The 25,926-nt window shown below is 56.6% G+C and carries 22 protein-coding genes and 1 other RNA gene; 12 read left to right on the forward strand and 11 right to left on the reverse strand.

Going from position 1 to position 25,926, the window contains the following annotated elements:
* Positions 1-56 precede the first annotated feature (56 nt).
* Complete coding sequence (locus tag AB1L30_RS26630) at positions 57-1,655, reverse strand: M48 family metalloprotease (RefSeq protein ID WP_367017584.1); 1,599 nt, start codon at positions 1,653-1,655, stop codon at positions 57-59.
* Between the two features lie 135 nt (positions 1,656-1,790).
* Complete coding sequence (locus AB1L30_RS26635; protein WP_367017586.1) at positions 1,791-2,543, reverse strand: NIPSNAP family protein; 753 nt, start codon at positions 2,541-2,543, stop codon at positions 1,791-1,793.
* A gap of 197 nt (positions 2,544-2,740) precedes the next feature.
* Between AB1L30_RS26635 and rnpB the strand changes: the two genes are divergently transcribed.
* Positions 2,741-3,137, forward strand: an RNA gene (rnpB, locus tag AB1L30_RS26640) — RNase P RNA component class A.
* A gap of 45 nt (positions 3,138-3,182) precedes the next feature.
* Here the strand turns inward: rnpB and AB1L30_RS26645 are convergent.
* Positions 3,183-4,133 carry a TIGR01212 family radical SAM protein gene (locus AB1L30_RS26645; RefSeq protein ID WP_367017588.1) on the reverse strand — a complete coding sequence of 317 codons (951 nt, stop codon included), beginning with the start codon at positions 4,131-4,133 and terminating at the stop codon, positions 3,183-3,185.
* A gap of 115 nt (positions 4,134-4,248) precedes the next feature.
* On the opposite strand from AB1L30_RS26645, the gene AB1L30_RS26650 reads away from it, so the two are divergent.
* The 3 genes from AB1L30_RS26650 (at position 4,249) to AB1L30_RS26660 (ending at position 5,995) form a co-directional block, all read left to right on the forward strand.
* The gene (locus AB1L30_RS26650) at positions 4,249-4,662 is read left to right on the forward strand and encodes an FHA domain-containing protein (RefSeq protein ID WP_367017590.1); all 414 of its coding nucleotides are present in this window, start codon (positions 4,249-4,251) and stop codon (positions 4,660-4,662) included.
* A 155-nt stretch (positions 4,663-4,817) separates the two neighbouring features.
* A complete protein-coding gene (locus AB1L30_RS26655) occupies positions 4,818-5,141 on the forward strand; it encodes a Dabb family protein (RefSeq protein ID WP_367017592.1) in 324 nt (107 codons plus the stop codon).
* A gap of 17 nt (positions 5,142-5,158) precedes the next feature.
* Entirely contained in the window at positions 5,159-5,995 is an 837-nt protein-coding gene (locus AB1L30_RS26660) for a DNA alkylation repair protein (RefSeq protein WP_367017594.1), read from the forward strand.
* A gap of 85 nt (positions 5,996-6,080) precedes the next feature.
* Here AB1L30_RS26660 and AB1L30_RS26665 read toward each other — a convergent pair whose 3' ends face one another.
* Together AB1L30_RS26665 and AB1L30_RS26670 are read right to left on the reverse strand one after the other, a co-directional pair.
* Positions 6,081-7,388: a leucine-rich repeat domain-containing protein gene (locus AB1L30_RS26665; protein ID WP_367017596.1), complete on the reverse strand. Its 1,308-nt coding sequence runs from the start codon at positions 7,386-7,388 to the stop codon at positions 6,081-6,083.
* A gap of 163 nt (positions 7,389-7,551) precedes the next feature.
* Positions 7,552-7,917 carry a hypothetical protein gene (locus AB1L30_RS26670; protein ID WP_367017598.1) on the reverse strand — a complete coding sequence of 122 codons (366 nt, stop codon included), beginning with the start codon at positions 7,915-7,917 and terminating at the stop codon, positions 7,552-7,554.
* A 242-nt stretch (positions 7,918-8,159) separates the two neighbouring features.
* Here AB1L30_RS26670 and AB1L30_RS26675 point away from each other — a divergent pair, with 242 nt between their 5' ends.
* The 4 genes from AB1L30_RS26675 to AB1L30_RS26690 all read left to right on the forward strand — a co-directional run bounded on the left by AB1L30_RS26675 (position 8,160) and on the right by AB1L30_RS26690 (position 12,602).
* Entirely contained in the window at positions 8,160-8,726 is a 567-nt protein-coding gene (locus AB1L30_RS26675; RefSeq protein ID WP_367017600.1) for a hypothetical protein, read from the forward strand.
* 138 nt (positions 8,727-8,864) lie between these two features.
* Positions 8,865-9,758: an FAD binding domain-containing protein gene (locus AB1L30_RS26680; protein ID WP_367017602.1), complete on the forward strand. Its 894-nt coding sequence runs from the start codon at positions 8,865-8,867 to the stop codon at positions 9,756-9,758.
* A 19-nt stretch (positions 9,759-9,777) separates the two neighbouring features.
* Positions 9,778-10,320, forward strand: coding sequence for a (2Fe-2S)-binding protein (locus tag AB1L30_RS26685; RefSeq protein WP_367017900.1), 543 nt, complete (start codon positions 9,778-9,780; stop codon positions 10,318-10,320).
* Between the two features lie 11 nt (positions 10,321-10,331).
* Entirely contained in the window at positions 10,332-12,602 is a 2,271-nt protein-coding gene (locus tag AB1L30_RS26690) for a xanthine dehydrogenase family protein molybdopterin-binding subunit (RefSeq protein ID WP_367017604.1), read from the forward strand.
* Here AB1L30_RS26690 and AB1L30_RS26695 read toward each other — a convergent pair.
* Positions 12,599-14,575 carry a vWA domain-containing protein gene (locus tag AB1L30_RS26695; protein WP_367017606.1) on the reverse strand — a complete coding sequence of 659 codons (1,977 nt, stop codon included), beginning with the start codon at positions 14,573-14,575 and terminating at the stop codon, positions 12,599-12,601. The two genes, AB1L30_RS26690 and AB1L30_RS26695, sit on opposite strands and share 4 nt — an antisense overlap.
* A gap of 218 nt (positions 14,576-14,793) precedes the next feature.
* Between AB1L30_RS26695 and AB1L30_RS26700 the strand changes: the two genes are divergently transcribed.
* Positions 14,794-16,404, forward strand: a complete 1,611-nt coding sequence (locus AB1L30_RS26700) for a hypothetical protein (protein WP_367017608.1) — start codon at positions 14,794-14,796, stop codon at positions 16,402-16,404.
* Here the strand turns inward: AB1L30_RS26700 and AB1L30_RS26705 are convergent.
* Both AB1L30_RS26705 and xylB read right to left on the reverse strand, forming a co-directional pair.
* Positions 16,401-17,360 carry an ornithine cyclodeaminase family protein gene (locus AB1L30_RS26705; protein WP_367017610.1) on the reverse strand — a complete coding sequence of 320 codons (960 nt, stop codon included), beginning with the start codon at positions 17,358-17,360 and terminating at the stop codon, positions 16,401-16,403. The two genes, AB1L30_RS26700 and AB1L30_RS26705, sit on opposite strands and share 4 nt — an antisense overlap.
* 23 nt (positions 17,361-17,383) lie before the next feature.
* The gene (gene xylB, locus AB1L30_RS26710; protein WP_367017612.1) at positions 17,384-18,910 is read right to left on the reverse strand and encodes a xylulokinase; all 1,527 of its coding nucleotides are present in this window, start codon (positions 18,908-18,910) and stop codon (positions 17,384-17,386) included.
* Positions 18,911-19,259: 349 nt separating this feature from the next.
* Between xylB and AB1L30_RS26715 the strand changes: the two genes are divergently transcribed.
* Entirely contained in the window at positions 19,260-20,423 is a 1,164-nt protein-coding gene (locus AB1L30_RS26715) for a glycosyltransferase family 1 protein (RefSeq protein WP_367017614.1), read from the forward strand.
* 427 nt (positions 20,424-20,850) lie between these two features.
* Positions 20,851-21,447, forward strand: a complete 597-nt coding sequence (locus AB1L30_RS26720) for a hypothetical protein (protein WP_367017616.1) — start codon at positions 20,851-20,853, stop codon at positions 21,445-21,447.
* A gap of 3 nt (positions 21,448-21,450) precedes the next feature.
* Here the strand turns inward: AB1L30_RS26720 and hemG are convergent, their stop codons facing one another.
* The gene (gene hemG, locus AB1L30_RS26725) at positions 21,451-22,896 is read right to left on the reverse strand and encodes a protoporphyrinogen oxidase (protein ID WP_367017618.1); all 1,446 of its coding nucleotides are present in this window, start codon (positions 22,894-22,896) and stop codon (positions 21,451-21,453) included.
* 166 nt (positions 22,897-23,062) lie between these two features.
* Here hemG and fhcD point away from each other — a divergent pair, with 166 nt between their 5' ends.
* Positions 23,063-23,947, forward strand: coding sequence for a formylmethanofuran--tetrahydromethanopterin N-formyltransferase (fhcD, locus tag AB1L30_RS26730; protein ID WP_367017620.1), 885 nt, complete (start codon positions 23,063-23,065; stop codon positions 23,945-23,947).
* 122 nt (positions 23,948-24,069) lie between these two features.
* Here the strand turns inward: fhcD and AB1L30_RS26735 are convergent, their stop codons facing one another.
* Entirely contained in the window at positions 24,070-24,453 is a 384-nt protein-coding gene (locus AB1L30_RS26735; RefSeq protein ID WP_367017622.1) for a hypothetical protein, read from the reverse strand.
* 679 nt (positions 24,454-25,132) lie between these two features.
* Positions 25,133-25,756, reverse strand: coding sequence for a glycosyltransferase (locus AB1L30_RS26740; protein ID WP_367017624.1), 624 nt, complete (start codon positions 25,754-25,756; stop codon positions 25,133-25,135).
* Positions 25,757-25,926: the final 170 nt, after the last annotated feature.

The following is a 25,926-nucleotide window of genomic DNA, read 5'->3' on the forward strand; positions in this document are numbered from 1 at the left end:
AAGAGGAGCACATCGCGCCACCTCAACCGAGCCTGGATTGTAGGCGACTTGCAGGCCTAATAGTAGTCGGGTTCGTTCCAGGGACGAACGGTTCCGACACCAATGCGATACCGCATTAAGACCGACTGCGTATCCTGCAGCGTGTTCCGCTTCACGGTCCGACGCAGATACTGGCAGTACAAATCCCATGTCACATTCTTGGCCATCGACTCGAAGTCGGCAAAGAGATTTTTGGCATCTTCGTCCAGCGTGAAGATCCCTGGCGCGTTCTCTCGGGCAGCATTCTGAAAGCGGGCTGATTCGCAAGGATGCGAGTCAAACAAACCGCTCCGCCCGGAGGTGGTTTCTTTTTGAATCTGTTCGATGATCGCATCCGACATGCTGGCGATGTGGTGACGAACCAGCAGTGCGACATCGTCGATCAGGATGTCACGTTCGGCCAACTGCGAGATCTGCGACTGGGCGTGCAGCCAGGCATATCCGGCCAATTGAATTCGCCAACTAGTCCTGGCAAACTCGTCGCTGCCAGCCACGCGAGCTTCGTAACGATCGGCATCGTATTCCATCTCTCGCAGCAGAAAACCGCCCACCAACCGGCCAATGTTCATCAATAACCGCAGCAGCTGCCGCGAAAGCCAAACGCAAGATCGGGCCGGCCAGGTAATCACCGCCAACGGTAGAAATTCAGGGCCGCACAGCATGTCGAGAGACTTATCCCACTGATCGCGTTCAAACACGACACGTGCGAACCAGTCGTTGATGGCGCGGATGATGAAGGTCAGCCGCATGCCGGTTCCCTGGCTGAAGTGCCCGAACTCGTGCGCCAGCACGCCCGCGAACTGCCGCATCGTCAATGCGCCGACCAGTGGCACCCCGATCGTCAGCACCAGGTCATTGCCGCGCAGCAAACTCGAGAGCCCGGAACGGAAGCTCGCGGAAGCGTTGACGTCGTACGTCACATCGATACGTGTCGGGAATGGCGAACCGACCACGTCGCATACGCGAGAGACGAAGGCGAACAACATCGGATCACTTTGCGGCGTGATGCTTCTCGTGCGAGCGACATTCGCCGGTGCGGCAAAGATCGGCTTCAGCAGGAAGAAGACCACCACGCAGCTAATCACCCCAATCGCCGAACCGACGAAGTAAGGGAGCGGCCCAACCATGCTGGGAAACAGCTGGTACTGGGCATGCGCGTAATACCAATAGGTCGCATAGCAGATACTGCCGACGAACAGGAAATAGATCATCGGCAGCGTGATCATCACCAGCGCGACGATCGCGACGGCAATCTTGTAAGCCCACGTCGGCTCGGTCTTTTCAATCGGTCGGCCGAACGCCTTCAGAATCCGCAGACCATCGGCGGGGAATTCCGGCGCATACAGCGGCGAAGTTCGCTCGAAATGTTCAGCTCGCTGAGAAGGAAGCCGTAGCGAACGTTGAACCGGAGACTTCCAGTTTTCGGACGAGGAAGTCGAGTCCTTCAGGGATTCGCGGTGCTGCGTCGCCCCGACCGGGTCGGGATTGGGCTGGGCCGGAGGCGTTGGGACAACAAGTTCTTCCAGGCAGCGCGGACACTTTTGTCGAGTACCCGCGGCAGAGGCTGAGATTGTCAGCTTCTGATGGCAATGCCGGCAGCGAAATCCAATTTTCATCCGCTTGCGAACCTTCGCTGTGACAGGTCAGGGATTGCCCTGATACCCCCTAGATAAGACGCTACTAGTTCGATCTGACCTTCTGTCAGGCGACTTCCTGACCTATCCACCCTGATTCGGTGGATGCCTTGCCTTTTATTTCGTTGGGGAATAATCGACCGGACGCAGGACCTGGCTTTCGACCTTGATCACGATTTTGCCATCCTTCGTCGACTTTTCCCATAATTGTTGCCACTCTTCGTCGGCTCGGAAACCGTCCCACGATTTCTTCATCGCGTCGGCATCTTTATGGGCGACCACATAAATCAACGTATTCGGCATATCGACCGGGACAAAATAAGCGATGTTGGTCATTCCCTGTTTCTCGAACAGTTTCAACTCGCCATCGCGGAAACGCTGGAGGAGGGCTGGCAGGCGACCTTCGGCGGTGGTGTACTTCCGCAGTTCGAACAGGCGCGGTTCTTCAGCCGACTCGAAATTCTGCGGCGAGAAGTCGGTCGCAGTCATATAGACCGCATCAGGACGTGCCGACAAGATCTTGCCATCCTTTTCCGATTCGGCGGCGACCTTCTGCCACTCGGCATCTTCGCGAAAGCCTTTCCAACTGGCCTGCGCGGCCTCTTTATCTTCGTGCGAGATGATGTAAACGAGCGTGTTGTCCGCCCCTTCGCCATCGACTGGAACCCAGTAAATCAGGTTCTTCATGCCATGCTTGGCAAACAGACCGACGGTGTGATCGCGGAAACGGGTATGCAGGTTCTCGAGCTTGCCTTCGTTAGTAACGTAGGTCCGCAGCTCGAAAAGTTGGTCTTCAGCAGAGACAGCAGTTACCGACATGGCAAACAGAAACAGGCAACTAAGCCCCAGCAAAGGCAGGCGAAAGCGCATCGTGCTATAGGTCCCGAGAAAAGGAGGAAGAAAGAGGTGGGTCCGAAGTCTTCATTCTAGTGAACTTGGAAAATAGTTTCGCGGGTATTTTTGCGAGATGGGGGAACTTTTTCCCCCAATCCCCACCCTAAGGCGAACGCCTCCTTTCAGGGGTACGTATCCAATCTGGGACGGTTCACCTATGCTTAACCATTGCCCAAGTGGATCAGATAGTCGCCGGCTGAGGGTGTTACACCACCAGCGGGAGGAAAGTCCGGGCTCCACAGGACAGGGTGGTCGATAACGTCGACCGGTCGTGAGATTAGGGAAAGTGCCGCAGAAAACATACCGCCTAAGTCCCCTCGGGGGCCGGTAAGGGTGAAAAGGTGCGGTAAGAGCGCACCAGCAGCCAGGGTGACCTGGTTGGCTTGGTAAACCCCACCCGGAGCAAGGCAAACAGGCGGAACGGGGTCTGGCAACAGACTACCACGGGCTCGTCCGGCCCGTCACTTCCGCCGGGTACGCTGCTTGAGACGCCGAGCAATCGTCGTCCTAGAGGAATGGCTATCCCCGCTTTTTGCGGGACAGAACCCGGCTTACCGATCCACTCGGGCTTCTTTTATGCGCCGATCGAAGCGTCGGTGTTCCCTCGAATCCGCCTCAAGCGGTCGGACAGAACTTCCCTTGCCAGGTATCGCGGCAAACCAGCTCGTCGTCGATCGCCCTCAGCACAGCCGACTTGTCGAGACACCAGCTTGGCCCCACGAAATAGTCAGGCGGGGCGTCGCCAATCGTTCGTTCGACCAGCACATTCGCCGGAATGCGCTCGAGGAAATCGACCAGCGTGTTGATGTAATCTTGCCGCTCCATCAACATCACTTCGCCTGAAGCAACCTGATCGGCCATCTTCGTGTTCTTGACGCAGTACAAGTTGTGGATCTTCACCGCATCGATGTTCAGCCGTGCAACTTCGGCGGCGGTCGCCATCATGTCTTCGTGCGTTTCTCCCGGTAAACCGAGGATAACGTGCAGACAGATCTCGAATCCCCGGCCTCGGCTCCGCTCGATGGCGTCGACGGTTGCATCGTGATGATGACCACGATTCATCCAGTCGAGCGAACGATCGTGAATCGTTTGCATGCCGTACTCGACCGTCAAATAGGTCCGCCCGGCAAACTCTTCCAGCAGGTCCATCACGTCAGGACCGACACAGTCTGGTCGGGTACCGATGCTCAGCCCGACCACCTTGTCGTGGTCGATGGCCTGATCGTAGAGAGGACGCAGACGATCGACGGCCGCATAGGTATTGGTCGCTGGCTGGAAGTAAGCAATGAAGCGTTCGACCTTATAGCGACGCTTCAATCGCATCATGCCGTTTTCCAACTGGTCCGTCACATCACGAATTGGCTCGCGACGACTCGGACTGAAGCTACGGTTGTCACAGAACGTACAGCCCCCCTTCGCGACCGTGCCATCCACGTTCGGGCAGGTGAACTTGGCATCGAGGCTTACCTTCTGGATTCGTTCGCCAAAACGCTGCCTCAGATACCAGCTATAGGCATAATATCGGAGCCCGGCTTCGCGCCATCCGTTGTCGACCGTCGCGGACAAATCAACCTCTACTGATGCGTGTTGACTGATGTTAAGGAATTGGTACAGTGGATCATGCCCTATTCTTATCGATATTAGGCTTATCATCTAGGCACTACGGAACGAGGCACTTGTAATGTCCCAGAAATTTGGGGAGCTGGTCCCCGTCGGCGGGGGAGATCCCATTCCTCTGCTTAAGAAGACACTTTTAGTGGGTCGTCGCGAAACCAATGATGTGGTTCTTCGCTTCGCCAACGTATCGAGCAACCACTGTCAGCTCTACGTGAAGCAGGGCTACTGGTTTGTCGAAGACCAGAACAGCCGCAACGGCACGAAAGTGAACGGCAAGCGCGTGACCGATACCGACAAGCGGATCGATCCCGGCAAGATCATTGCCATTGCCAAGCACGAATACGAACTGCATTATGACCCGATCGAATTGGGTGCGACCGGACCACCACCGTCTGAAACCGACATGACCGAAGAAATCCTCGGCAAGTCGCTGTTGGAACGGGCCGGCATCGGCAACGCGCGTCGTCGCTCCGAATAACGCAGTCGTCGATTCGATCAAATAAACTCGAAAGGCCACGGTCACATGCCGTGGCCTTTTTCGTGCCCCTGCGTTGTGGGGCGGAGGGTGTCTGGTTAAATTGCACTGCTTCAATCGAACCCACCAAACATGCCCTTGGAAGACGACAGCCAGCCATGGAAAACCTGACGCAAATTGCCCACAACGTTTACTTCACGCTGAAAGACAAGTCGCCAGAAGCCCAGCAGAAGTTGGTCGAAGCTTGTCACAAGTATCTTTCGGGTCACCCAGGCTGTGTCTTCTTTGCCGCCGGTGTGCTGACCGAAGAACTCGATCGCCCAGTCAACGATCGTGCGTTCCAGGTGGCGTTGCACGTCGTTTTCGATTCGCTCGAATCGCAAAACGCATATCAGGTTGCTGAACGCCACGTGCAGTTCATCGAAGAGAACAAAGAATCCTGGGAATCGGTTCGCGTCTTCGATTCGACCGTCGCCAGCTAACTCGGGCGATCGCCAACGTGGTCGACCTGGAACAATTACGATCCCGCAAAGGTGCCGTTCGACGGAGCGAAATCCCGTCGAACGTCGTCACGGCGCTCAACCGTGGCGAACTCGAAACGGTCAACCTGGTCGAGTTTCTAATCGTCGATCACATCAAACTCTTTCGCGCGGTCCGTTCTTCGCTGAATCTCGACGACCGCGCCGCCAAGCAAGTTGCCGCCACGCTCAAACGACTGGCGGACGAAGGGGTCATGCAGCGGCTCGTGCAAACTGGTATTGCCTTCCATGAAGCCTTGCCGGATGTCGATCAGAGGGAAGTGGTCTATCAACAGTTAGCTGGCCACACCAGCGACACGCTGCGGAACTGGGCCGCTTACATGGATGCGGCTGATGCGGGGATGACCTTCAGCCAGCGGCTGAAGCGAGTCCGCCCGTTCGCTCTCGACCCGAACATGGGCGTTCGCGAGATCGCCTGGATGTGCGTCCGCTTGCCAGCCGCGAAAGAGATCGTCACGCAGATCGAAAAGCTGGTTCCCTGGGCGAAGCAAAAACATCATTACGCCCGACGCTTTGCAATTGAGCTCTCGCGACCATGCGGCGTATGGACGAAGCACATTACCGAGCTGAAGCAGCGTCCGGAAGTCGCGGAAACATTGCTCGAGACCTGTTGCACCGACGAATCGAAATACGTGCAAGACTCGGTCGCGAACTGGCTGAACGATGCCAGTAAGACGCGTCCCGACTTCGTTCAATCGATTTGCGATCGCTGGCTGGCCGAATATGATTCTCCCCATACGCAGCGAATCGCTCATCGTGCTTTGCGTACGCTTCGCAAGAAAAGCGGCGGCAAGTGACGCCTGGCCCGGCATCCATCCGCGCATGAAAAAGGCCCCGGCAATCGATGCCGAGGCCTCTTTTTGTTGGCAGGATCCGTTTCGCTTAGAACGTAACGTCCAGCTTTGGATTGGCTTCCTTCAGCTTTTCGACGCCGTCTTCGTAGATCTGCGTGAAGTTCAGCGTCAGCTTCTTCAGGTTGGTCAGCGTCAACAGAACCGGAATCGATTCGTCGCTGATGCTGCTGTTTTCTTTCAGCGAGAGGATTTGCAGGCTGGTCATCCCTTCAAGGTACTTCACCCCTTCATCCGAGAGGGCACAGTTCTGCAGGTCGAGTTCCTTCAAGTTTTTCAGGTTCTTGATTGGCTCGAGCCCGGCGTCGGTGATGAACGTGTTCCAGAGGTTCAGCGATTCGAGGCTCTCGAAGGTCGAAACCGTGGCGACCCCTTCATCGACGAACGAGGTTTCGCTGACGTCCAGATCCTTCAGCTTCTTCATGTTCTTCAAGGCATCCATCTTCAAGCCACGGATCTTGGCCGACTGACGCAGCTTCAGGTCGACCATTTCGGTCATGCCGCTCAGGTACTGCAGGCCATCGTCGCTCACCTTGGTACGGAACAAGTGTAGCTTCTTCAGCTTGGTGCAATCTTTGATATGGGCCAGACCTTCGTCGGTGCATGGCACTTCGTTCAGTTCCAGCGTTTCCAGATTCTTCATCCCGGTCAGGTACGACATACCCTTGTCGGTAATCTTCTTGTCACGCAGATTCAGAAAACGCATCTTGGTCAGGTCGGCGATGTACGACAAACCTTCGTCGCTAATCAGCGTGCCTTCGGTTCGCAGCACTTCCATGTTCTTCATTTTGCCAACCGACTTCATCCCTTCGTCGTCGATATTGCAGTAGCGAATATCGAGATAACGGGTCTTCGGGAAGGTGGCGATGGTGGCCATCGACTTGTTCGAGATGTTCGTACGACGCAGACCGAATGCACCGAGGTTCTTGGACGCCTTCAGGTTCTCGATACCGGTGTCGGTGATGACGGTGTTCTCGAACGAAACGTCACGCAGTTCGGTCAGTCCCTTCAGGTACTCGGTTACCTGGTCGGTCACTTCCGCCCCATAGAACTTGACCACCTGAAGCTGCTTCAGCTTCGAGACAGGTTCGAAGACCTTGTCGTCTTCAATCAGAACCTTCGAGAGGTCGGCACGAATGACGTTGCCATTGGCATCTTTGGTCAGTTCTCCACCCAGCTTTTCCAGGGCCGCGACCGCTTCCGCATCGTCCGCTTCTGGTTTCGCAGCCGAGGCATTGCCACCTTTACCCTCGGGGGAGTCGGTAGGGGTACTGGAGGGGCAGCCGACAAACAAGGGAAGTGCGAGCAGAACAAGTCCGAGAGTCCAGAGACGGGTCATGGAGAACGATTTCCTAAAGGGGACAATTTAGCGAGGCTAGGGGGAAATTTTCAAACAGTTTAGGCTACAGCACATCCCAAAACTTCGCAACCAACGATTAAAGGCCCGCAGCGTTTGACGCCCGGGCCTTTGCGTTATTCTCGGAGTTATCCAAGGGGTCGGCTTATTTATGCACGTCGTGGCAAGCCTTGCAGTTGGCAGCCTTCTTCAGCTTATCTCCAGCCCCTTCTTTACCATCAATGGTGGCTTTCGCGGCGTCGATCAGAGCGGTGGTCTTTTCCTTCCAGCTCTCTTCGCTGCCTTTGTGCGGTGGATTCTTGGCCAGCGATTCCAACATTTCCATCGCCAACTTCTTTTCTTCGTCGTCGGCTTCGCCCTTGGCAACCTTAGCGATCAGGCCCCCTTTGAAGCCCTTCTTCATGATCTCTTCGGTGCTAAACTTGGAATCTTCCCCTTTATCAGCCATCGCAATGTTGCCAAGCAACACGACAGCCAGTAGCCCGGTCGCAACGAGCAAACCTTTCTTCATCACAATATCTCCAGCAGAGGCAGGTCAAACAGGAAGCCGCAAAATCGAATGACTTTGCACAACTCGCCTCATCGTACAGTTCTCCCTAACCAATTTCCTTAGGCAATGCTCCAAAATTGCCCAGATCCCCCTGATTGAGACATCCTCTCAATAATTTGTTGCCTGCCACTTTCAGGAACGTGACATAGGCTAGAAAAACGGGCTCCAACACCACCAGATTTGATGCCGAAAACGATCGACCAATGTTCAACTATTACGAATACTGGAGCGGGAAAGATCCGAGACGCCAGGTCGGCAGTATCGACGTCAACACGCAGTACATCGCTCAGCGGTCATGGGGCGTGATCCTGGTGAAAGCTTTCGCGGCGGTGATCGTCGCTGGCTTTCTCTTCTGGTTGCTATTTCACTTTCTCCCGCTCGTCGGCTGGCAACGCATTGCGGTCGCTGCCGGCGGTGTATTGATCTATACCGGGCTCGCCTTCTTCGTGGTCCCTCGTCCCAATACCGACAACATGGGTTGGTGCGGGGGCATGATCAACAATCCGTTCACTTACACCGACGACTGCAACCAGTGGCTGTTCTGTTTCTATGCGGTCCTGGGGCCTGGTCGTTTGATCTCGGGAGCATTACTGGACGTGGCCTGTGAATTGGGTTTCGCTCAAAGCGACACGATGCCAGAACCAGACACGTCGTTCGTCGATTACTATCGGACCGAGAATCAATATTCGAATGATTCTGTTTCCACCTTCGATGGTTACGAATCCTCGGAACATTCGAAGCCCCGATTCATATTGAACGACGACGAGTAGTCTCACGCCGCTAGCCCAAGCGACTTCGATTGCTTGACACTGTCATAGTGAGCCTCGATATTGGGGGCGAACCCATTTTGCAGCGGCTGCCTGCCCCGCAATATCGCCCCACTCTCGCTGATAGAAATCGGAGTTCGCGTGCAATCGTTCACATACCATGCGCCTCGAACTATTCCCGAGGCGGTCGCACTGCTTACCGAGTCGGATGGAAAGTCGGTCTTGCTGGCCGGCGGCACCGATATCTTGGTGCAGCTTCGCGAAAACCTGCGTCATGCCGACCACGTCATCGACATCAAGCAGATCCAGGATCTCACTCGCCTGGATGGCAATGCGAAACAAGGGATGTATCTGGGCTCGGCCGTGACCTGTTCGCAGCTTCTGCGAAGCAAGATCACCCAGCCGTATGCCGCACTGCGTGACTCAGCCCAGATCATCGGTGGCTGGCAAATTCAATCGCGAGCGACCATCGGCGGTAACCTCTGCAATTCGTCGCCGGCGGCCGACTCGATTCCCTCGCTGATGGTTCATCGTGCGGTCGCGGAAGTGATCAACGAAGATGGCCACCAGAACATACCGGTCAGCCATTTCTGCACCGGCCCCGGGAAGAATGCCCTGGCAGGAAATGGTTTGCTGCTGGGGCTCGCGATTCCCGAAGTCGGCACGATCAGTGGATCGGCCTACCAGCGTTTTATTCCTCGGTATGAAATGGATATCGCCGTTGCCAGTGCGGCTTCGTACGTCGAACTGCTGGAAGATGGTACGGTCGCCACCGCGACCATCGCCCTGGGCGCCGTTGGCCCCACGCCCTTTTTGGCCAGTGATGCTGCCGACATGCTTGTCGGTGAAACGCCGGAAGAAGCGTTGATCGAAAAAGTCGCCCAAGAGGCCGCCAATATTGCCACGCCGATCACTGACATGCGTGGCACGATCGAGTTTCGCAAACACCTCGCCTCGGTGTTGGTGAAACGAACTTTGCAAACGGCAATCCGCCGCGCCACTGGCGAAGTGGTTGTCTCTCATCCGCACGTTTAACGAGCCGAAAGTGAACTCGATGCCAGGCAACACCCCAGCAAAAGTGGCGGTCTCGACCACGATCAACGGACAATCGCACGAATTCCTTTGTCAGCCACGACAAAGCTTGTTGGAGGTTTTACGCGACACGCTACAACTGACCGGAGCGAAAGAGGGCTGCAACAACGGCAATTGCGGAGCATGCACCGTCTTAATGGATGGCGAGCCGGTCAACAGTTGCCTTGTGTTGGCGGTCGAAGTCGAAGGCAAGCAGCTGACGACCGTCGAAGGCCTGGCCAACAAAGGTGTGCTGCATCCTTTGCAGCAATGCTTCCTCGAAGGTGCGGCCCTGCAATGCGGGATCTGCACGCCCGGCTTCCTGGTAGCCGCGAAGGCGCTGCTCGATAAGAAGCCCAACCCGACCGAAGAAGAGATTCGCTTTTCGCTGGCAGGCAACCTTTGCCGCTGCACTGGATACGACAAAATCGTTCGGGCCGTGCAAGCTGCCGCCGACCAGCTTCAAGCGGCAGAGGCTCCCCTCCCCTCTTCCGCCAATCAGCAACAAGCCCAGCAACAGCAATAGGAAACCAAGCGATGCAAGGATCACCCATTTCCTACAGCGATAAGAAGTATCAGGTTCTGGGCACGCGACCGATCCGTCACGACGGAAACGATAAAGTCACCGGCCGAGCGATCTACACCAACGACGTCCACTTCCCCGACATGGTGCATGGCAAGATTTTGCGCAGCCCAGTCGCTCATGCCCGGATCAAGTCGATCGATACTTCCGCGGCGGAAGCCCTCGACGGCGTCGTGGCCGTCGTCACGGTCAAAGATTGGCCTGACCTGAAAGACAAGATGGCCGACCTGGGGGAAGGTGCCGTGAACCTTGCCGAACTGGGTGCCAACTGCATGGCCCACGACAAAGTGCTGTACAAAGGGCACGCCGTCGCTGCCGTAGCGGCCCGCAATGTTCACGTCGCGGAAGAAGCGTTGGCTTTGATTCGCGTCGAATACGAAGAACTGCCGTCGGTGCTCTGGGTGCAAGATGCGATGCACGAGAACGCTCCGATTCTGCATCCCAATCTTCGCACCGATCACATGGGCAAGCCGGGCGATCACCCCACGAACATCGCCAAGCATCTCCACTTCGAGACCGGCGATGTCGACGCGGCGTTTGAATCGGCCGATGTCGTCGTTGAACGCGAGTTCAAAACGGCGACCGTACACCAAGGCTACATCGAGCCTCACAATTCGGTCGCCCTTTGGAACGAAGATGGCAAGCTGAAGATTTGGACCGCGACTCAGGGTTCGTTCACCTGTCGTCATCAGGTCGCTGAACTGCTGCAGATTCCGATTTCCAACGTGACGGTCACGCCATGCGAGATCGGCGGCGGATTCGGCGGCAAGATCGCGGTCTATTTGGAACCAGTCGCGGCCCTGCTCAGCCGCAAGAGTGGCCGCCCGGTGAAGATGGTCATGCAGCGTGACGAAGTCTTCGAGGCAACCGGCCCGACGCCTGGCTCGTACGTGAAGGTGAAGCTCGGAGCGACCCGCGACGGCAAGCTGATCGCCGGCGACGCGACGCTGGCCTACGATGCCGGTGCCTTCCCCGATGGCGTGATCGGTCCTGGCTGCATGTGTGTGTTCAGCTGCGTCGAACTTCCGAATGCCCGCGTGCATGGCTACGACGTTTGCTTGAACAAACCGAAAACGCAGGCCTATCGCGCACCTGGGGCGACTCAGGCCGCATTCGCGTTCGAGTCGGTCATGAACGAACTGGCCGAGTCGCTTGGGATCTGCCCGCTTGAGTTACGACTGAAGAACGCAGCGAAAGAAGGAACCCGTCGCGTCGACGGCCCAGTCTATCCTCGGGTCGGCCTGATGGAATGCCTCGAAGCTGCCAGGAACAGCCCTCACTGGAACACGCCGCTGGAAGGTCCGAATCAGGGACGTGGGATCGCGGAGGGGTTCTGGTTCAACATCGGCTTGAAGTCGTCGGTGACCGCCACGGTTAATCATGACGGCACGGTGAACCTGCTGGAAGGCTCGACCGACATCGGCGGGACGCGGACTTCGATCGCGATGCAATTGGCCGAAACGCTGGGTATCCCTGCCGAAGCCGTGCATCCGAAGGTGGTTGATACCGATAGCGTGGGCTACACCGATGTCACCGGCGGAAGCCGAACGACGTTTGCCACCGGACTGGCAGCGTATGAAGTTGGACTCGACCTGCGGAAGCAGCTTTGCCAACGCGCGGCGATGCTGTGGGAATGCGATCCGAGCGAAGTGACGTTCCACGAGGGCACCTTCGTCCATCAGGATAAGTCGCTGACGTTTCAGCAGTTGGCGGCTCAACTTCCAGAGACCGGCGAACCGGTCGTCGGCCGGGCCTCGATCTCCAAAGATGTTTCGACCAATGGCTTCGGCGTACATCTCTGCGACGTGGAAGTTGACCCTGAGACCGGTAAGGTTCGCGTGCTGCGGTACACGGCCATTCAAGATGCCGGCAAAGCGATTCACCCCAGCTACGTCGAAGGGCAACTGCAAGGGGGCGCGGTCCAGGGAATCGGCTGGGCTTTGAACGAAGAGTATTACTATCGCGACAACGCCACCATGGCGAACGCGTCGTTCCTCGACTATCGCATTCCGACCTGCTACGACTTGCCGATGATCGATACGATCATTGTCGAGGTTCCGAACCCAGACCATCCGTACGGGGTTCGTGGCGTGGGGGAAACGCCGATTGTCGCTCCCCCTGCCGCGGTTGCCGCCGCCATCTACGAAGCGACCAGCGTTCGCATGTTCGAGCTACCAATGTCGCCCCCTAAGCTTTGGAAGGCGATTTCCGAGAAGAACGCTTAGAGCTTCGGAATTTGAACCGGTGGTGGTGCCGGGCCATTGCCGACCGGACGAGGTCGATTGATACGGCGAGTATCGAAGAAGACCGGCTCCAACTTAACGCCGAAGCCACGTTTGATTTCCCACGTGGCTCGCGTCGCCCATGGCGTCCCCTCGTGTTCCTCGCGAATGTATTGCAATATTTCGCGTGAGAGGGAAATGTCGGCTTCGGTTTTCTCTGGGGCCGACAACTCGTCGGTCGTCGCCAATCGCCAACCGCGAAACTCCATATACGGAGGCATCTGCGGCGGAGCCGGTGGGTTCTCGGCAAACTTCGTCAGGTAAGCTCCGTACTCGAAGGCCCGGGCGCGGTAGGCCAACAGCTGGCCATACAACAGGTCGTAGTTCGCACTCCAGCGAAGGGACGTCGAGTCGTCTCTCAAATCACGATTCTTCTCCGCCACTTCGATCGCGCGGTCGAGGTACGTGATATAGGTGATCATCTTCGCCTGTTGCTGGCGAACTTGCTGGCGGAACATTCGCAGGTCAGGGCTGAACGACTGCTGAATCTCGATCACGTCCGCCACGCTCTCTTGATAGGGATTCAGATCGTAGATGATCTTGGTCACCAGCGTTTTGAGCGGATCTTTCTTCACCTCGCCAACTTGTTCCAGACGCGACCGCAAATCAGGGCGATACATGTCCATCGTCTTCGGTTCGTACCGACGATCGATGGCGTTGTTCACGTTCGATTCTTCCCCAGGCAGCATGAAGAAGATACCGCCGGTCTCTTTGGCCAGGCGAACCTGCTCGAACGGTCCGAATCCACTGGCCAAGGCGTCGGTTCGTTTACCGAAACCATCGGTTTGAAGTTGCTCGATGATGGCGGCCTCGGGACCGCGATCGACCGGTAGCAAGTGATCGGTGCCGTTTTCAGGATGGGTCCAGCGAACGTGAGCGTAGGGATAGCCGAACACTGCTTCGCGTCCCAGGACAAAAACCCGAGCGTCGGTTGCCTTGGCAATCCCGATCGAAGTTTCCAGCCGGCTTTCGTTGTCGGCGCTGTTGCCACTTTCGTCGGTCACCACAATTAAGGCGATCTTTCGATCGGCGATCTTCGCGTAACGGCGATGTCTTGTGAGGACCTCGGCGACAGCCGAACTGAACATCTCCTCGCCAGAAGGATCGACCGGAACGGCCGCGATGGCCTGATCGACTTCGGCCGGGTCGTTTGTGGGTGCCTTGGTATGCATCAGAAAGCCCTGCCCGAAACTAGCGACCGCCGTGGTCAACGCGTCACCGCGGGCATGTTCGCTGAGGCCGACTTCGGCGTAGATACGATGAATGCGACGACGGATATCTTCCTGGTCGTCCTTCATGCTTTCCGACTGATCGAACAGCCAGATCACCAGCACCTTGTTGTGCGAGAGCATCCAGATCAGTTCCTGCGAGATCTGATCCATCGCTTCCTGATAATCACCAACGACCGCTTGGACCGAGCCAACAGTCCCTAGCGGCATGTCTTCGATCAGCGAGTCGGTGTCTTTCGTCAGCAGGGCGTCCGCTTCCAGCGAAACGAGCGGAGCGTTGTCGAACTCCGTCGGCGGCATCTCGAGCTGCGGCGCGGTGAGCGAAGCCTCGACCATTCCCTGGAGCCCTTGCTCGGTGGTGGTCAGATTGGCGATCGTCATTTCCTCGGCGATCTTTTCTGACTCGTCGAGTTCAATTTCGAGCGGCTTGATATGCTCTTCCAGTTCGGGCTCAATCACCACCAGCTCGATCTGCTTGGTGGGAGGTTCCAGAATCGTGTACATCGCCAGCACGACCACCAGGCCGAAGTGGAACATGAACGAGATCAGGAACGACGCCGAGTTATGGATACTCTCGACACGCAGCCACGACCGACGAGGCGCACCTTCCGTGGTCGGTGCTAGCGGTGTAGCGCCGTTATCTGGTCCAGGGGGAGACCAGTTTGCGGTGGGTGCAGGTTGGTGCATGCTTACCGGTCAATCAAGGAGGGAATTGTGTGGGGATGTTTCTTCAATCGTAGAAGAAATTAGCTATTGGTGCCATGCATTTTTACGCAAAGGGCCAGTTGGTTCGGTCATTACGACCGAATCTCCCCCAACTGGCCTGGAACTGCTTCGGCATTTTTGATAAAGCACGACCAACTTGCGCAATTATTTTCGAGAAACTCGCTCCAGCCGAGGATACCGTGTCCGTTTTCCGAAATCTGTTGATCGTGGGACTTCTGATCTGTGTAGCCTACAACGGCTACGTCATTTACCGCAATCAATTGGCTTCATCTCCTACCGAAGCGACCGCTCCGGAAGAGACTGCTCCATTGTTTTCGGCCGAGGCCTTCACGGAACTCGCCGAGAATCGGAGCCAAGTCACCGTCAAAGAAGTTCCTACGGTAATCACCCCTGCACAGCCGGCGCAAACCGACGCGGTCGTCGCCAATCCGGTGCTGGAGTCGTCGGTCGAAAAGACCGAAGTCCTGCCAGTTTCGGCCGAAGTGCCAGCCAATCCACGTGGCAGCCGCTTCTCGGAAACGGCAACTGTAGCCACGGAACCAGTCGAACCTGCTGAGGTAGCTGAAGCCCCCCAGACCGATGTCGTGATGGCACCGCTGGGCGATATCACGCCCAAGGTCCTTTCGTTTGAAGATGCCTGGACGCAAATCGAAATGTCGGAAGCGGCATTTACCTGGGCGATTGCCTTGCGACAGATTCAGCAGTTGATTCAGCGTGACGATCTCACCAACGCCCAGCGCGAACAAGTTCTCGCCAAGGGTGACGAGCTCGCCGAAACGGTGATCTTCGCCAGCAACAAACATCTGGCCCAGCCAGCCCTTACCTATTTGCCAGGCACCAACGTCGTTGAAATCGCCAAGACGCACGAGATCCCGGTCTCGTTCCTCCGTCAAATCAACGGCTGGGACGAACAGTTCCAGCCAACGCCAGGCGACTCGGTCAAAGTCCTTCAAGGTCCAATCACCCTGGTGATCGACTTGCCGGCGAAGACCATGCGAATGACGGTGGGCGATCTTTACGCGGGTCGCATGTCGATTGGCAAAGCGGACGTGACCGTTCCGGCCGAAAGTATCTTGAATGTCGAAATGGTCGAAGAAGTGGAACGCCTTTCGATCGGTTCGGTCGCTGTCGTGATCGACCAAGAGAACATCGCGCCAGAACCGAACTCGCTGCTGGTGACCGCCGACGACTGGAAGCTGCTGCATGCCCTGACCGGCAGTCACGTCGACATTCGCTGGATTGAAGAGAAAGCCCCGGTCGAGACTGTTGTTGCCGCTCCAACCACTCCCGAGCCCGAGATGCCGGTCCCCGTCGAGCCGATGACCAGCCAGCCAGTCGATGCGTTGAAGATGGAAGTCTTCGCCCCGGCTGTCGCCGTGCTGCAAGGCAAGCCAGCTCGCTATGGAATTGAAATCACCAACATGAGCGACAAGCCAAGCGATCTGGTTCAGGTCGTGGTGAACTTGTCGGAAGGGATCGAACCGATCAAGGTCGAAGGCCAGCCAGGGCGTATCGCCCCAGGTCAGGCAATGTTCGATCCGATGACGATCGAAGCGGGCGAAAGCGTTCGCCTGGTGGTGACCATTGAAACCAAGACCCCGGGTCAGTTCCTGGTTCGCCCTGAGCTTCAATGCGCTCAACCGGCGACCCGCTACGCGACGGAAATCCAGTTGAAGGTCGCCGCCGCCGAATCGATCTCGGCGGAAGTGCAAAAGCAGGAAGCAGAGTCGCCGCTCCCCGAAAAGGCGATGGCAGAGGCTCCGCAGAATCCTGCCAAAGAAATCCGCTAGAACGGCAAGTCGACGCCCAGCTCTGGATTTCGGGCGGCAAGTTCCAAGAACTTCGTTCCCAGAGCCACGTCCTGTATGGCAAGGCCGACAGTCTTATAGATGACAATGCTATCGGCGTTGTTTCGACCAATCGACTGACCGGCAATCACGTCTGCCAGCGAAACCGATTTATCCCAGTCGAAGTAACCTTCTTCGGCGGCCAAGACATAATCGCCTGCTTCTCCGCGACAAGCCTCGATCGAATCGCACACCCAGTTATCGGCCCGGCGAATCGCGACGACATCGAGCTCTCGCTTGAACGTCCAGTTTGATCCCATCGCGCAGACCAGTGCCCCTTCGGCCAAAAGGTTGCCGTCGAAAACAGGATGTTTGCTGGTTGTGGCGGTGACGACCAATGGCAGGTCTTCCACCGCATCTTTCGGATCGTGTACCGGAACGATTTCGATCTGCAGCTTCTTGCCCATGCGTTCGGCGAACGACTCTCGCTTTTCCTGATCGCGGGAATAGATGAATGCCTGGGTGATGGGTAATTCCGTGGCGAGTGCTTCGAGCTGAGACTCGGCCTGCCAACCACTTCCAAAGATGCCTAGCTGCGAGATCGGCTTACGGGCCAGGTACCGCGCGCCGACGGCCGAAGAAGCAGCCGTACGAATCTGGCCGAGCTTATCGGCCTCGATCAGGGCCTTCATCTGGCCGCTATCGATGTCGTACAGACCAACATGAAACCTCGCCTTGATCCGGGTAGTGCTGTACATTTTCCAGCCCGCCACTCCCAGGTACTCGGCGGCGGCGTGCATGCCATGCAGCGCGAAGCCCGGGGCCTGGGCACGCTGACGAGGGATGTTCTCGGCCCCGCCGGTGCCCAGTTGCCGAAAGCTCTCGTCCACCACATCAATGGCGGTCGCCATATCGAGTAGCGAAGCTACTTCTTCTTCGCCATAGAATCGGCACGTCATGTCGCCTCCCTTTCCGCCAGGGATCAGTCGTCAAGCCGCCCCAGCTTTTTGAAATCGTCTTTCAGTGATCGATACAGATCTTGATAGACCGGGAAGGCCCGATCGTAATACTTCTTGGCCGTGCGATCTGGAGTCGTTTCGCTCACTTCGCGAATCGTCGCCGCACATGCTTCCTGAATGTTTTTGTACGCTCCGGCACCTGTGGCTGCCAACAGGGCGACCCCATAGGCAGGGCCCTGTTCGGCGTTCAGTGTCACGACCTTCTTGCCGAAAACATCGGACTGCATCTGTCGCCACAGGGGCGACTTGGCCCCGCCACCGCCGGCACGCACCTGGCGAACCGGAATGTTCATCTCGTTCAGCACTTCCAGGCTTTCTCGCAGCGAGTAAGTCACCCCTTCCATGATCGCACGCGTCACGTGGGCTCGCTCATGCTTCAACGTCACCCCAATAAAACAGCCGCGAGCATCCGGGTCGGCATGCGGAGTCCGTTCGCCGGCCAGGTATGGCAGGACCATCAGACCTTCGCTACCGGCCGGAACCGAGGCAGCTTCTTTCATCAGCGTCGCGTAGGGATCGACCTTTCCCTTGGGACCCTTCATGTCGCTGCATAGTTTCTGGACGAACCATTCCAGCGTACCGGCAGCACAAAGAGTAACTCCCATCATATGCCACTTGCCACGAACTGCGTGACAGAAAGTGTGCAAACGGCCCTTCGGATCGGCGGCCATTTCGTCGCTGTGGACGAACATCACCCCGCTGGTTCCGAGCGAACTGGCGAGAATCCCCTTCTTCACCACGCCATTGCCCAGTGCGTTGGCGGCGCAGTCCCCTGCCCCGCCCACCACAACACATTCAGTGGTCAAGCCAAGTTGACGAGCCGCCTTCTTGGTCAGGGTGCCGGTGACATCTTCCGACTCGTAAACCTTGCCCAGCAAGTCGCGATCGAGTTCCAGCTTCGACAACAAGTCGAGCGACCAGTCACGTTTGGCGACATCCAGAAGCAGCATGCCGCTCGCATCGCTCACTTCGGTGGCGTATTCGCCCGTCAAGCGGCGACGGATTTCGTCTTTGGGCAGCAGCACCTTTGCCAGACGCGCGAAGTTCTTCGGTTCGTTGTTGCGGAGCCACAAGATCTTGGGAGCCGTAAAACCAGTCAGAGCCGGGTTGGCAACCATCTTGATCAGCTTAGCCCGGCCGCCAGCACGCGATTCGATCTCTTCGCATTCGGCAACCGTTCGTTGATCGTTCCAGAGCAGTGCCGGACGAATGACTTCGTCGTTTTTGTCGAGGAACACCGAGCCATGCATCTGCCCGGAAAGCCCGATCCCTTTCACGTCCTCCGGTTTGGCCTTTGCTAGCTGCACCACCTTTTTGACGGTCTTGATGGTTGCCTTCCACCAGAGCTCAGGATCTTGTTCGCTCCACAGAGGCTTCGGATGCGAAACACCATAGCTAGCAGAAGCGTCTGCCAGAATCGATCCATCTTCGGCCATCGCGATGGTCTTGGTTCCAGACGTACCGATATCGATTCCCAGGTAGATATTCACCAGGTTAGGTCCTCAAATGGGGGCAAGCGGGGCGACAACTGCGAGGGTAAGGATGAGTTGAATTGACTATTCTGATCTATTTCCGCTAGAGAACCAAGCATCCCCAGGCCCCAAGAACGCCTATCTTGTTAACTTGTTACGATTGTTGTCATGCCGCAGCAAAAACTCCGGGTCTTACGGCCGGCAGTTTTAATGGTTCAGATCTCTATTTCCCACGGTCGATGAAATCGGTACTCTCTGGGCGTCGGCGGGGGATTTGCTCCAAGTCGTTTGAGGGCTAAGGATTCTTCCCAGTCAGACTATCGGCCATCTACTCGATTTTCAGCCTGAGCATGGCTAGGGATTCTAGTTGGCTTCGATCCTGAAATTAAACTACATGCACAATCCACCACCACGAGTTGTTCTCGATCTCGAGAAGTCACGGAACCGCTGTTCCGGACTCGGGCAATTTGCCTGTCAACTTGGTCATGCGCTGTTGAGCGAAATGACCAGTCGTGGCCTGGTGCCGATTCCGTTCGTGTCGCCCAACAACAGCGATGAATTCGGTACACCGGAATCGTTGGTCGCGAAGCTGTGGCGGAAAGAGATCTTTCAGCGGTGGTATCGCTGGACTCAAACGGGCCGCAAACCACCGTATGCCTTGTGGCACGCTACGCACCAGCAGGTCAAGTTCCTGCCATTAAATACGAAGACACGCGTGGTGCTGACCATTCACGACTTGAATTACTTGCGTGAAAAGAACGGCTCGAAGATCGAACGCGAACATCGCCGCATCGCCCGGCTCATCCGCCGCTGCGATGCCGTGACGGTGATCTCGAAGTTTGTCGCCGGCGAGGTGCAATCGCACTTTGACCTGCAAGGCAAACCGCTGCATGTGATCTACAACGGTCGGCCCGACATTTCACAGTACGAATCGGTCCAGCCAGGTTGGCTGCAAAACTCGCGACCATTTCTGTTCACCATTGGCATCGTTGATCGAAAGAAGAACTTTCACGTTCTGCTCGATCTGATAGAGAACCTGGGCGACCATCAGTTGGTGATCGCCGGTCAGAATGACTCGGAGTATGCTTCCGAAATTCGCCGCAGCGTAGAGCAGCGTGGGCTGGCCGATCGCGTGATCTTGTCTGGCCCCGTGAGCGATCACGAGCGTCAGTGGCTGTACGAAAATTGCGAATCGTTCGTGTTCCCTTCGTTGACCGAAGGCTTTGGACTTCCGCCTATCGAAGCGATGACCTGCGGAAAGCCAGTCTTCCTGGCCCGCCGTACCAGCCTGCCGGAAATCGGCGGTAACAAGGCCTTTTATTGGGATGAGTTCACCAAGGATCACATGGTGACTATCTATCGCAACGGGATGCAGACGTACGCAAGCAGCCCGACCTATCCCGCAGAACTGCAACAAGCAGCGGCCCGCTTCTGCTGGCAAGACTCTGCCAAGCAATACGTCGATCTCTATCGCGACGTGCTCGAGATGCCGGTGGAAGAGGCCTTCCAGCCGCGACTCGCTGCTGCTTAGCAGGCGAAACAACTCTATCTTAAACTGCGATAATTAAATTTACTGGCAGTTTTACATTGACTCGATAGAGGGATACGCCTACGCTAATGCGAAGTATTCGATAGAGACTCGTCGCATCGGCAATTTTCCCTGCTTCCGAGCAAGGAGCGATTGCTGATGACATCGCGATAAGCTCAGCAGAATCTGTTCCCATTACCTACAGCGAACTTCTTCCCGGGGCAGGACACCGCCAGGTGTCGGCAGGAAGTTTGGTTGCATCGCGATCGTAGGCAATGGGAACTTTTTCTCTTTCTTGGCCTCCCATTCTGCTGTGGGGAAATTCTGCCTGCCAAATCGGCGCAATCATTAAAGTCGGCCTGCCAGCATTCCCGATAGAAAGAAACACACAGGACTCGGTTTCTTTCTTCTCGCAGGAAGCGAAAGCGAAATGAACATCACATCCGCCATACCATTGGGCATCGGTGCTGCGTCACTCGCCGCTGGAGCTGCATCGCAGCTTTCTCAGGGTGTGTTTTCGCTGTTCAACGGAACGGAAGCAGAAGCCGACGCGGGTTCGTCCGACCAAGGTTCCATCGCAGGCTCGACGCTGGAAGCGTTTCTCTCTCAAGCCGGTGAACTGGGTGCCCAGAAAGACGAACTGGAACAACAGCTTCAAAGTTCGCTGGAAGAACTGGAAGGGATCCTTCGTCGCACCGCCCATCAATCGGGACAAGAGCTTCCCGATGCATTCCAACTGAGCATTAATGCCGACGGCGAAGTGGCCCTGCAATCGTCCGACCCACTAAGTAAGCAAACCGAAAGCTTGCTGGGTCAGGCGGAAGAAGCCCAACGGATTCTAAATCAGATCGCCGCCCAAACGGCCGCCATCAAAGCTGCCACTGAACAAGAGGCCTACGCCAAACAGTTCAACGAAGATCCGATTGCGGCGGCCGATGCCTTAGAGAAAGCTCGCAGCAAACAAGCTGAGCTCAACGTCACCTTCGTCGGTGGCGAGATCTCTGGCTTCCAGCTTGGTTCGGCCTAGCTTCTAGCGATTGTCTGCCGAAGCTTCCACATTCGCTGCGGAAAGATACTCGATCACTTTGGTCGCCGCCTGTTCACCGCTTTGAACACATTGCGGAACGCCCACTCCGCGGTATGCATTGCCTGCCAACTCGAAGCCGGGCAATTGAGCCGCTTCGTTTTCTAGTTCCGCGACTCGATCGAGATGCCCGAGGTGATATTGCGGCATCTTCCCCATCCACCGCGTGACCAGAAACTTCTCCGGCTCACCTTCCAATCCAATCAATTCGCGAAGCTCGGTTTGGACGATCTCTTTCATCTGGTCGTCGGTCAGGTTCGCCAGTTCCGGATGACAAGCACCACCCACAAACACGCGAATGATCACCTTCCCATCGGGCGCTCGTCCTGGGAACTTGGCACTCGAAAAGCTCCCAGCGAGGATCTTCCGGTTTTCAATCTCAGGCACAACAAACCCAAACCCAGCAACAGGTCGCCGAATTTGCTTCTGGTCAACCGCCAAGATCGCGACACTGCAGCCGGCGTAAGGAATCGTCTCGAGACCCGCCGCCAACTTCGGAAACTCGGTCAGCACCTTCGCCGCATGAGGTGCCGGTAAGGCCATGACGACGGCGTCGAAAGTTTGCTGCGCGTCGGCTGTCTCAACGATCCATCCTTCAGCCGATTGACGGACCGACTCGACCGGCGTGTTCAAATGAATCGACTGGCCGGCAAGCCGCTCGGTCAATCGCTGGACGATGTCTCCCATGCCATGCTTCGGTGCGACAAACATCGAATACCGAGCACCACTGTCCCCCCTCTTCGACTCGGCCGCCTCGCGGGTTCGCATCCCTTTGATGAGACTGCCATGCTTCTTTTCCATTTCGACGAACTGCCGCAGCGTGGCCTGAACGCTGAGCTTCAGCGGATCGGCGGTGTAGATCCCACCGATCAACGGCTGCACCAAACGATCGTAAACTTCCTGACCCATTCGCCGAGTTACGAATGATTGAAGCGATTCGTCGGTGGCATCTTCACGTTTGGGAACGAAGTATTCCTGAGCGAGTCGCAGCTTGCCGCTCCACGAAAGAATAGGAGTCGTCAGGACCGACCACATCTTGCTCGGAGCCATTAACACGAAGCCTTCCGGCACCGGATGCAGTCGACTCTTGCGGACTACAAACGCCTTCCGCAGCAACTCGTTGGTCGGCAGCAACTCTTCTTCCATCCCTAGCCGGCGGCACAGATTCAGCGCGAAAGGGATGTTCGTAATGAAGTTGTCGGCGCTGTTTTCCAGCAGATAGCCATCGTCGGTGTGGGTCGTTTGCAGAACGCCCCCCAGTTTGTCGTCAGCTTCATATAGATGAATCTCGCACGACGGATCGAGTTCTTGCAAACGGTACGCGGCAGACAGCCCGGAAATACCTCCCCCGATGACGGCAACGCGGCGGGAAGGTGTCGAGGTTTCGCTCATGGAACGTGTGGCTTCATCTAGGCAGGAACGAGGCAGACTCTTTCTATTGTAGATCAGCCGCCCAGATATGGTTACCCATGCTGCGGCTGGGCGGGGTTGGCAGTGCCCTGGTCACGGGGGAAGATAGAGATTCGATTGGCTCGATCTTTCAACGGGAAACGGCTCTGTGCAACTCGGAAATACGCAAATTGTCGATACGTTCGCCGAAGCGTTCGGGATGGTCTACACACGTTTGATCATTACCGCTTTCGACGATCACTGGCTGATGGCCGCCGCCAACGAACTGTGTGGCTATGGCAGTAGCGTGATTGCCTGTGATGCGGAAGTTGGGATCGAGCACTTTCTGACTGCCGACCAATCGCCAGATGGCAGGCCGGCGGTTTCGATCCTGGCATTCGGCTTTTCGGCCGATGCCCTCACCAAAGCGGTCAGCAACCGGGTTGGTCAGTGCGTGATGACCTGTGCTTCGACGGCCGTCTTCGACGGATTGCCAGCCGCGGAGAAACGACTGCCGCTCGGCAAATCGCTACGGTACTTTGGCGACGGGTTCCAGAAGAGCAAGGTCGTAGGCGGCACAAGGTACTGGCGGATCCCGGTCATGGATGGCGAGTTCTTCTGCGTCGAGTCGCTGGGGATCGAAAAAGGGGTCGCCGGCGGAAACATCATCTTTCAAGCTGTCGACCAGGCAACCGCCCTTATGGCTGCTCGGAAAGCGATCGATGCCCTGGCACCGCAGCCGGAGGTGATCGCTCCCTTCCCAGGCGGCGTGGCGCGAAGCGGCAGTAAAGTTGGCTCTCGATATAAGACCTTACGGGCCTCGACTTCTGATACGAACTGCCCAACCTTGCGGGGCCGAGTCGAATCGCAAGTGGTCGAAGGTGCCAACTGCGTGCTTGAAATCGTTCTGGATGGCACCAGCGAAGAAGCGGTCGCCGCCGGCATGAAAACAGCCCTCCATGCCGCTGCAATTGAAGGCGTTCTGGCGATCTCGGCCGGAAACTACGGCGGTAAGCTCGGGAAATTCCATTTCCACCTGAAAGATCTGGTTTAACGCTGGACTAGCCGGCAGGTTGGTTTCCATCACGCGAACGTGCATAAAAATGCCCCAAGCCTGAACGGATCAAGCTTGGGGCACGGGGAAACACTGATCGGGAGAAGCGCGATTGGCGGTGGCTAGTCTCGCAGAGCACTAACGATCGAATCGCACGAAATTCGCCGTTCGGCGATTTGGCCCAGGTCGTTCAGCGAACGACGTTGACCGACGTTGTTCCACGCATTGATTTCTGCCAGTTCTGGCATCAGGTCGGTCAGTTGATCGACCAGCACTTCCGCCAGGATACCGATATTGGCCTCCTGGGTACGCTCCGAGATTGCCTTGACGGTCTTCATGATACGAACCAGCTTGGCACGTTCACGAATCGGAGACGAGAGATTGTTTTGTGGCTCTTCCAGTAGATCGGCGATGGGCACGTCTAAGATATCGGCCCACTGCGAAAGTTGAGAAACGAGAAGATCCGAACCGGGCTTCTCTTCTTCGCGGACCTGAGAAGCGGGCATGCCCAACTTCCGAGATGCGGTGCGAAGCGATACACCCTGCTGTTTACGAAGCTCGCGGATGCGATGCAACTTACGAGGGGACTTATTGCCCGTCCCGGAAGGCGCATACGCGTATACCGCGTGGTCCATGGTAAATGGAACCGTTGCCATGAGAAGTCCTCCCTATTCCGGAGACTCAACCGACTGCCAAATGACCCCTGGTCGGTAGCAACGAAAAGACGGCACGACAGCAAACACACACCCAAAGCGCGCGGGCACCTAAGGAGAGAGAGTTTGTCGGAATGCTTCTTGACTGTTCCGTTGTAATCGATCGAAGGCCAATTAGCGTGGGGTGCCTAATCCCGTCTGCTAAGCCTGATGTTTGGAATTTGATGCCGTCCCCGAAAAGAACCAGGACTTCATCGAACTCCGTGAAAAGTGTGCCTGAAAACGCTCCAAGCATCGGAATGATTCCGAAGCTGCCGTTGGGGTCACTTCTCAACCCTTAGGAATGAAAAGATCACCTGGAAGGGAAAATGAGGGATATAGCGCCTGAAACGTCTTATCAGCAATGGCCGATTCTATCGAATCCATTTCGACGAATCAAGAGTTTGCAATATTTATTGGAAAATACTTCGCCGCAACTTTGACAGTAAGGGGCACCATCTTGACGAACGGAAAACTCTTCGCAAATTGCCCGTTATTCACCGGTGGCGAAGTCGTGTAAACGACGGAGGAAGCGTGGCATTTTCAGGCGAGGAGCCGGAGGCTGAACCACTTCGGTAGGCTGCTTGTCTGATTCCATTTCGTAATGCAGTTGCTCCAGTGCCTCGTTCAGCGATTCGAGTTCGCTGATGTCAGCGCCCCAACTGGCCAGGCGACGCAAGAGATCGTCGTTGAGTGGTTGCGGATCGTTTGGCAGCACGGGGAAGCCCGGCCGATTGATGGCCGGTTCTGTCTGGCGAACCGGTTGGGCCGTCGCGGCATCAATGTGCATAGCCCACAGCGAGTGGATATCGTCGCTGGTAAGTTGGCGTTCCTGATCTTGGATCATCACCACTTCCCCGGAAGCCGCCGCCAGGCCGAGATCGATGGCAGTGGCTTTGCCCTGGCGTGGTGTGTAACGACGCGAGCGGACTTGCGGATATCGGCAAGTGATTTCGTACAGTACTTCTTCGGTACCGTCGGTCGAGCCATCGTCGACGATCATCACCTCGAAATCGTTGGTCAGATCCGAAACGATATCGAGCAAACGCTCTACTTCCCCACCGATGCTCGACTGAACATTGTGAACCGGCATGATAATACTGAGCGACTTCTTCACGACGGAACCTCGTGCATTCTGGGGGAATTATCGAAGGAAGCTGGCGATTGCTAGTCCTTTGCAGCGCGAAAGCGGCCTGACAAACTCAGATTCGGCAATCTGCTTCCAGTGACTACACCGCTAGCGGCTTTGGTCCGGATTTGCGGTGTCTGCGGGCAACACGGAATGCC

The sequence above is a fragment of the Bremerella sp. JC817 genome (assembly GCF_040718835.1).
Lineage (GTDB): Bacteria > Planctomycetota > Planctomycetia > Pirellulales > Pirellulaceae > Bremerella.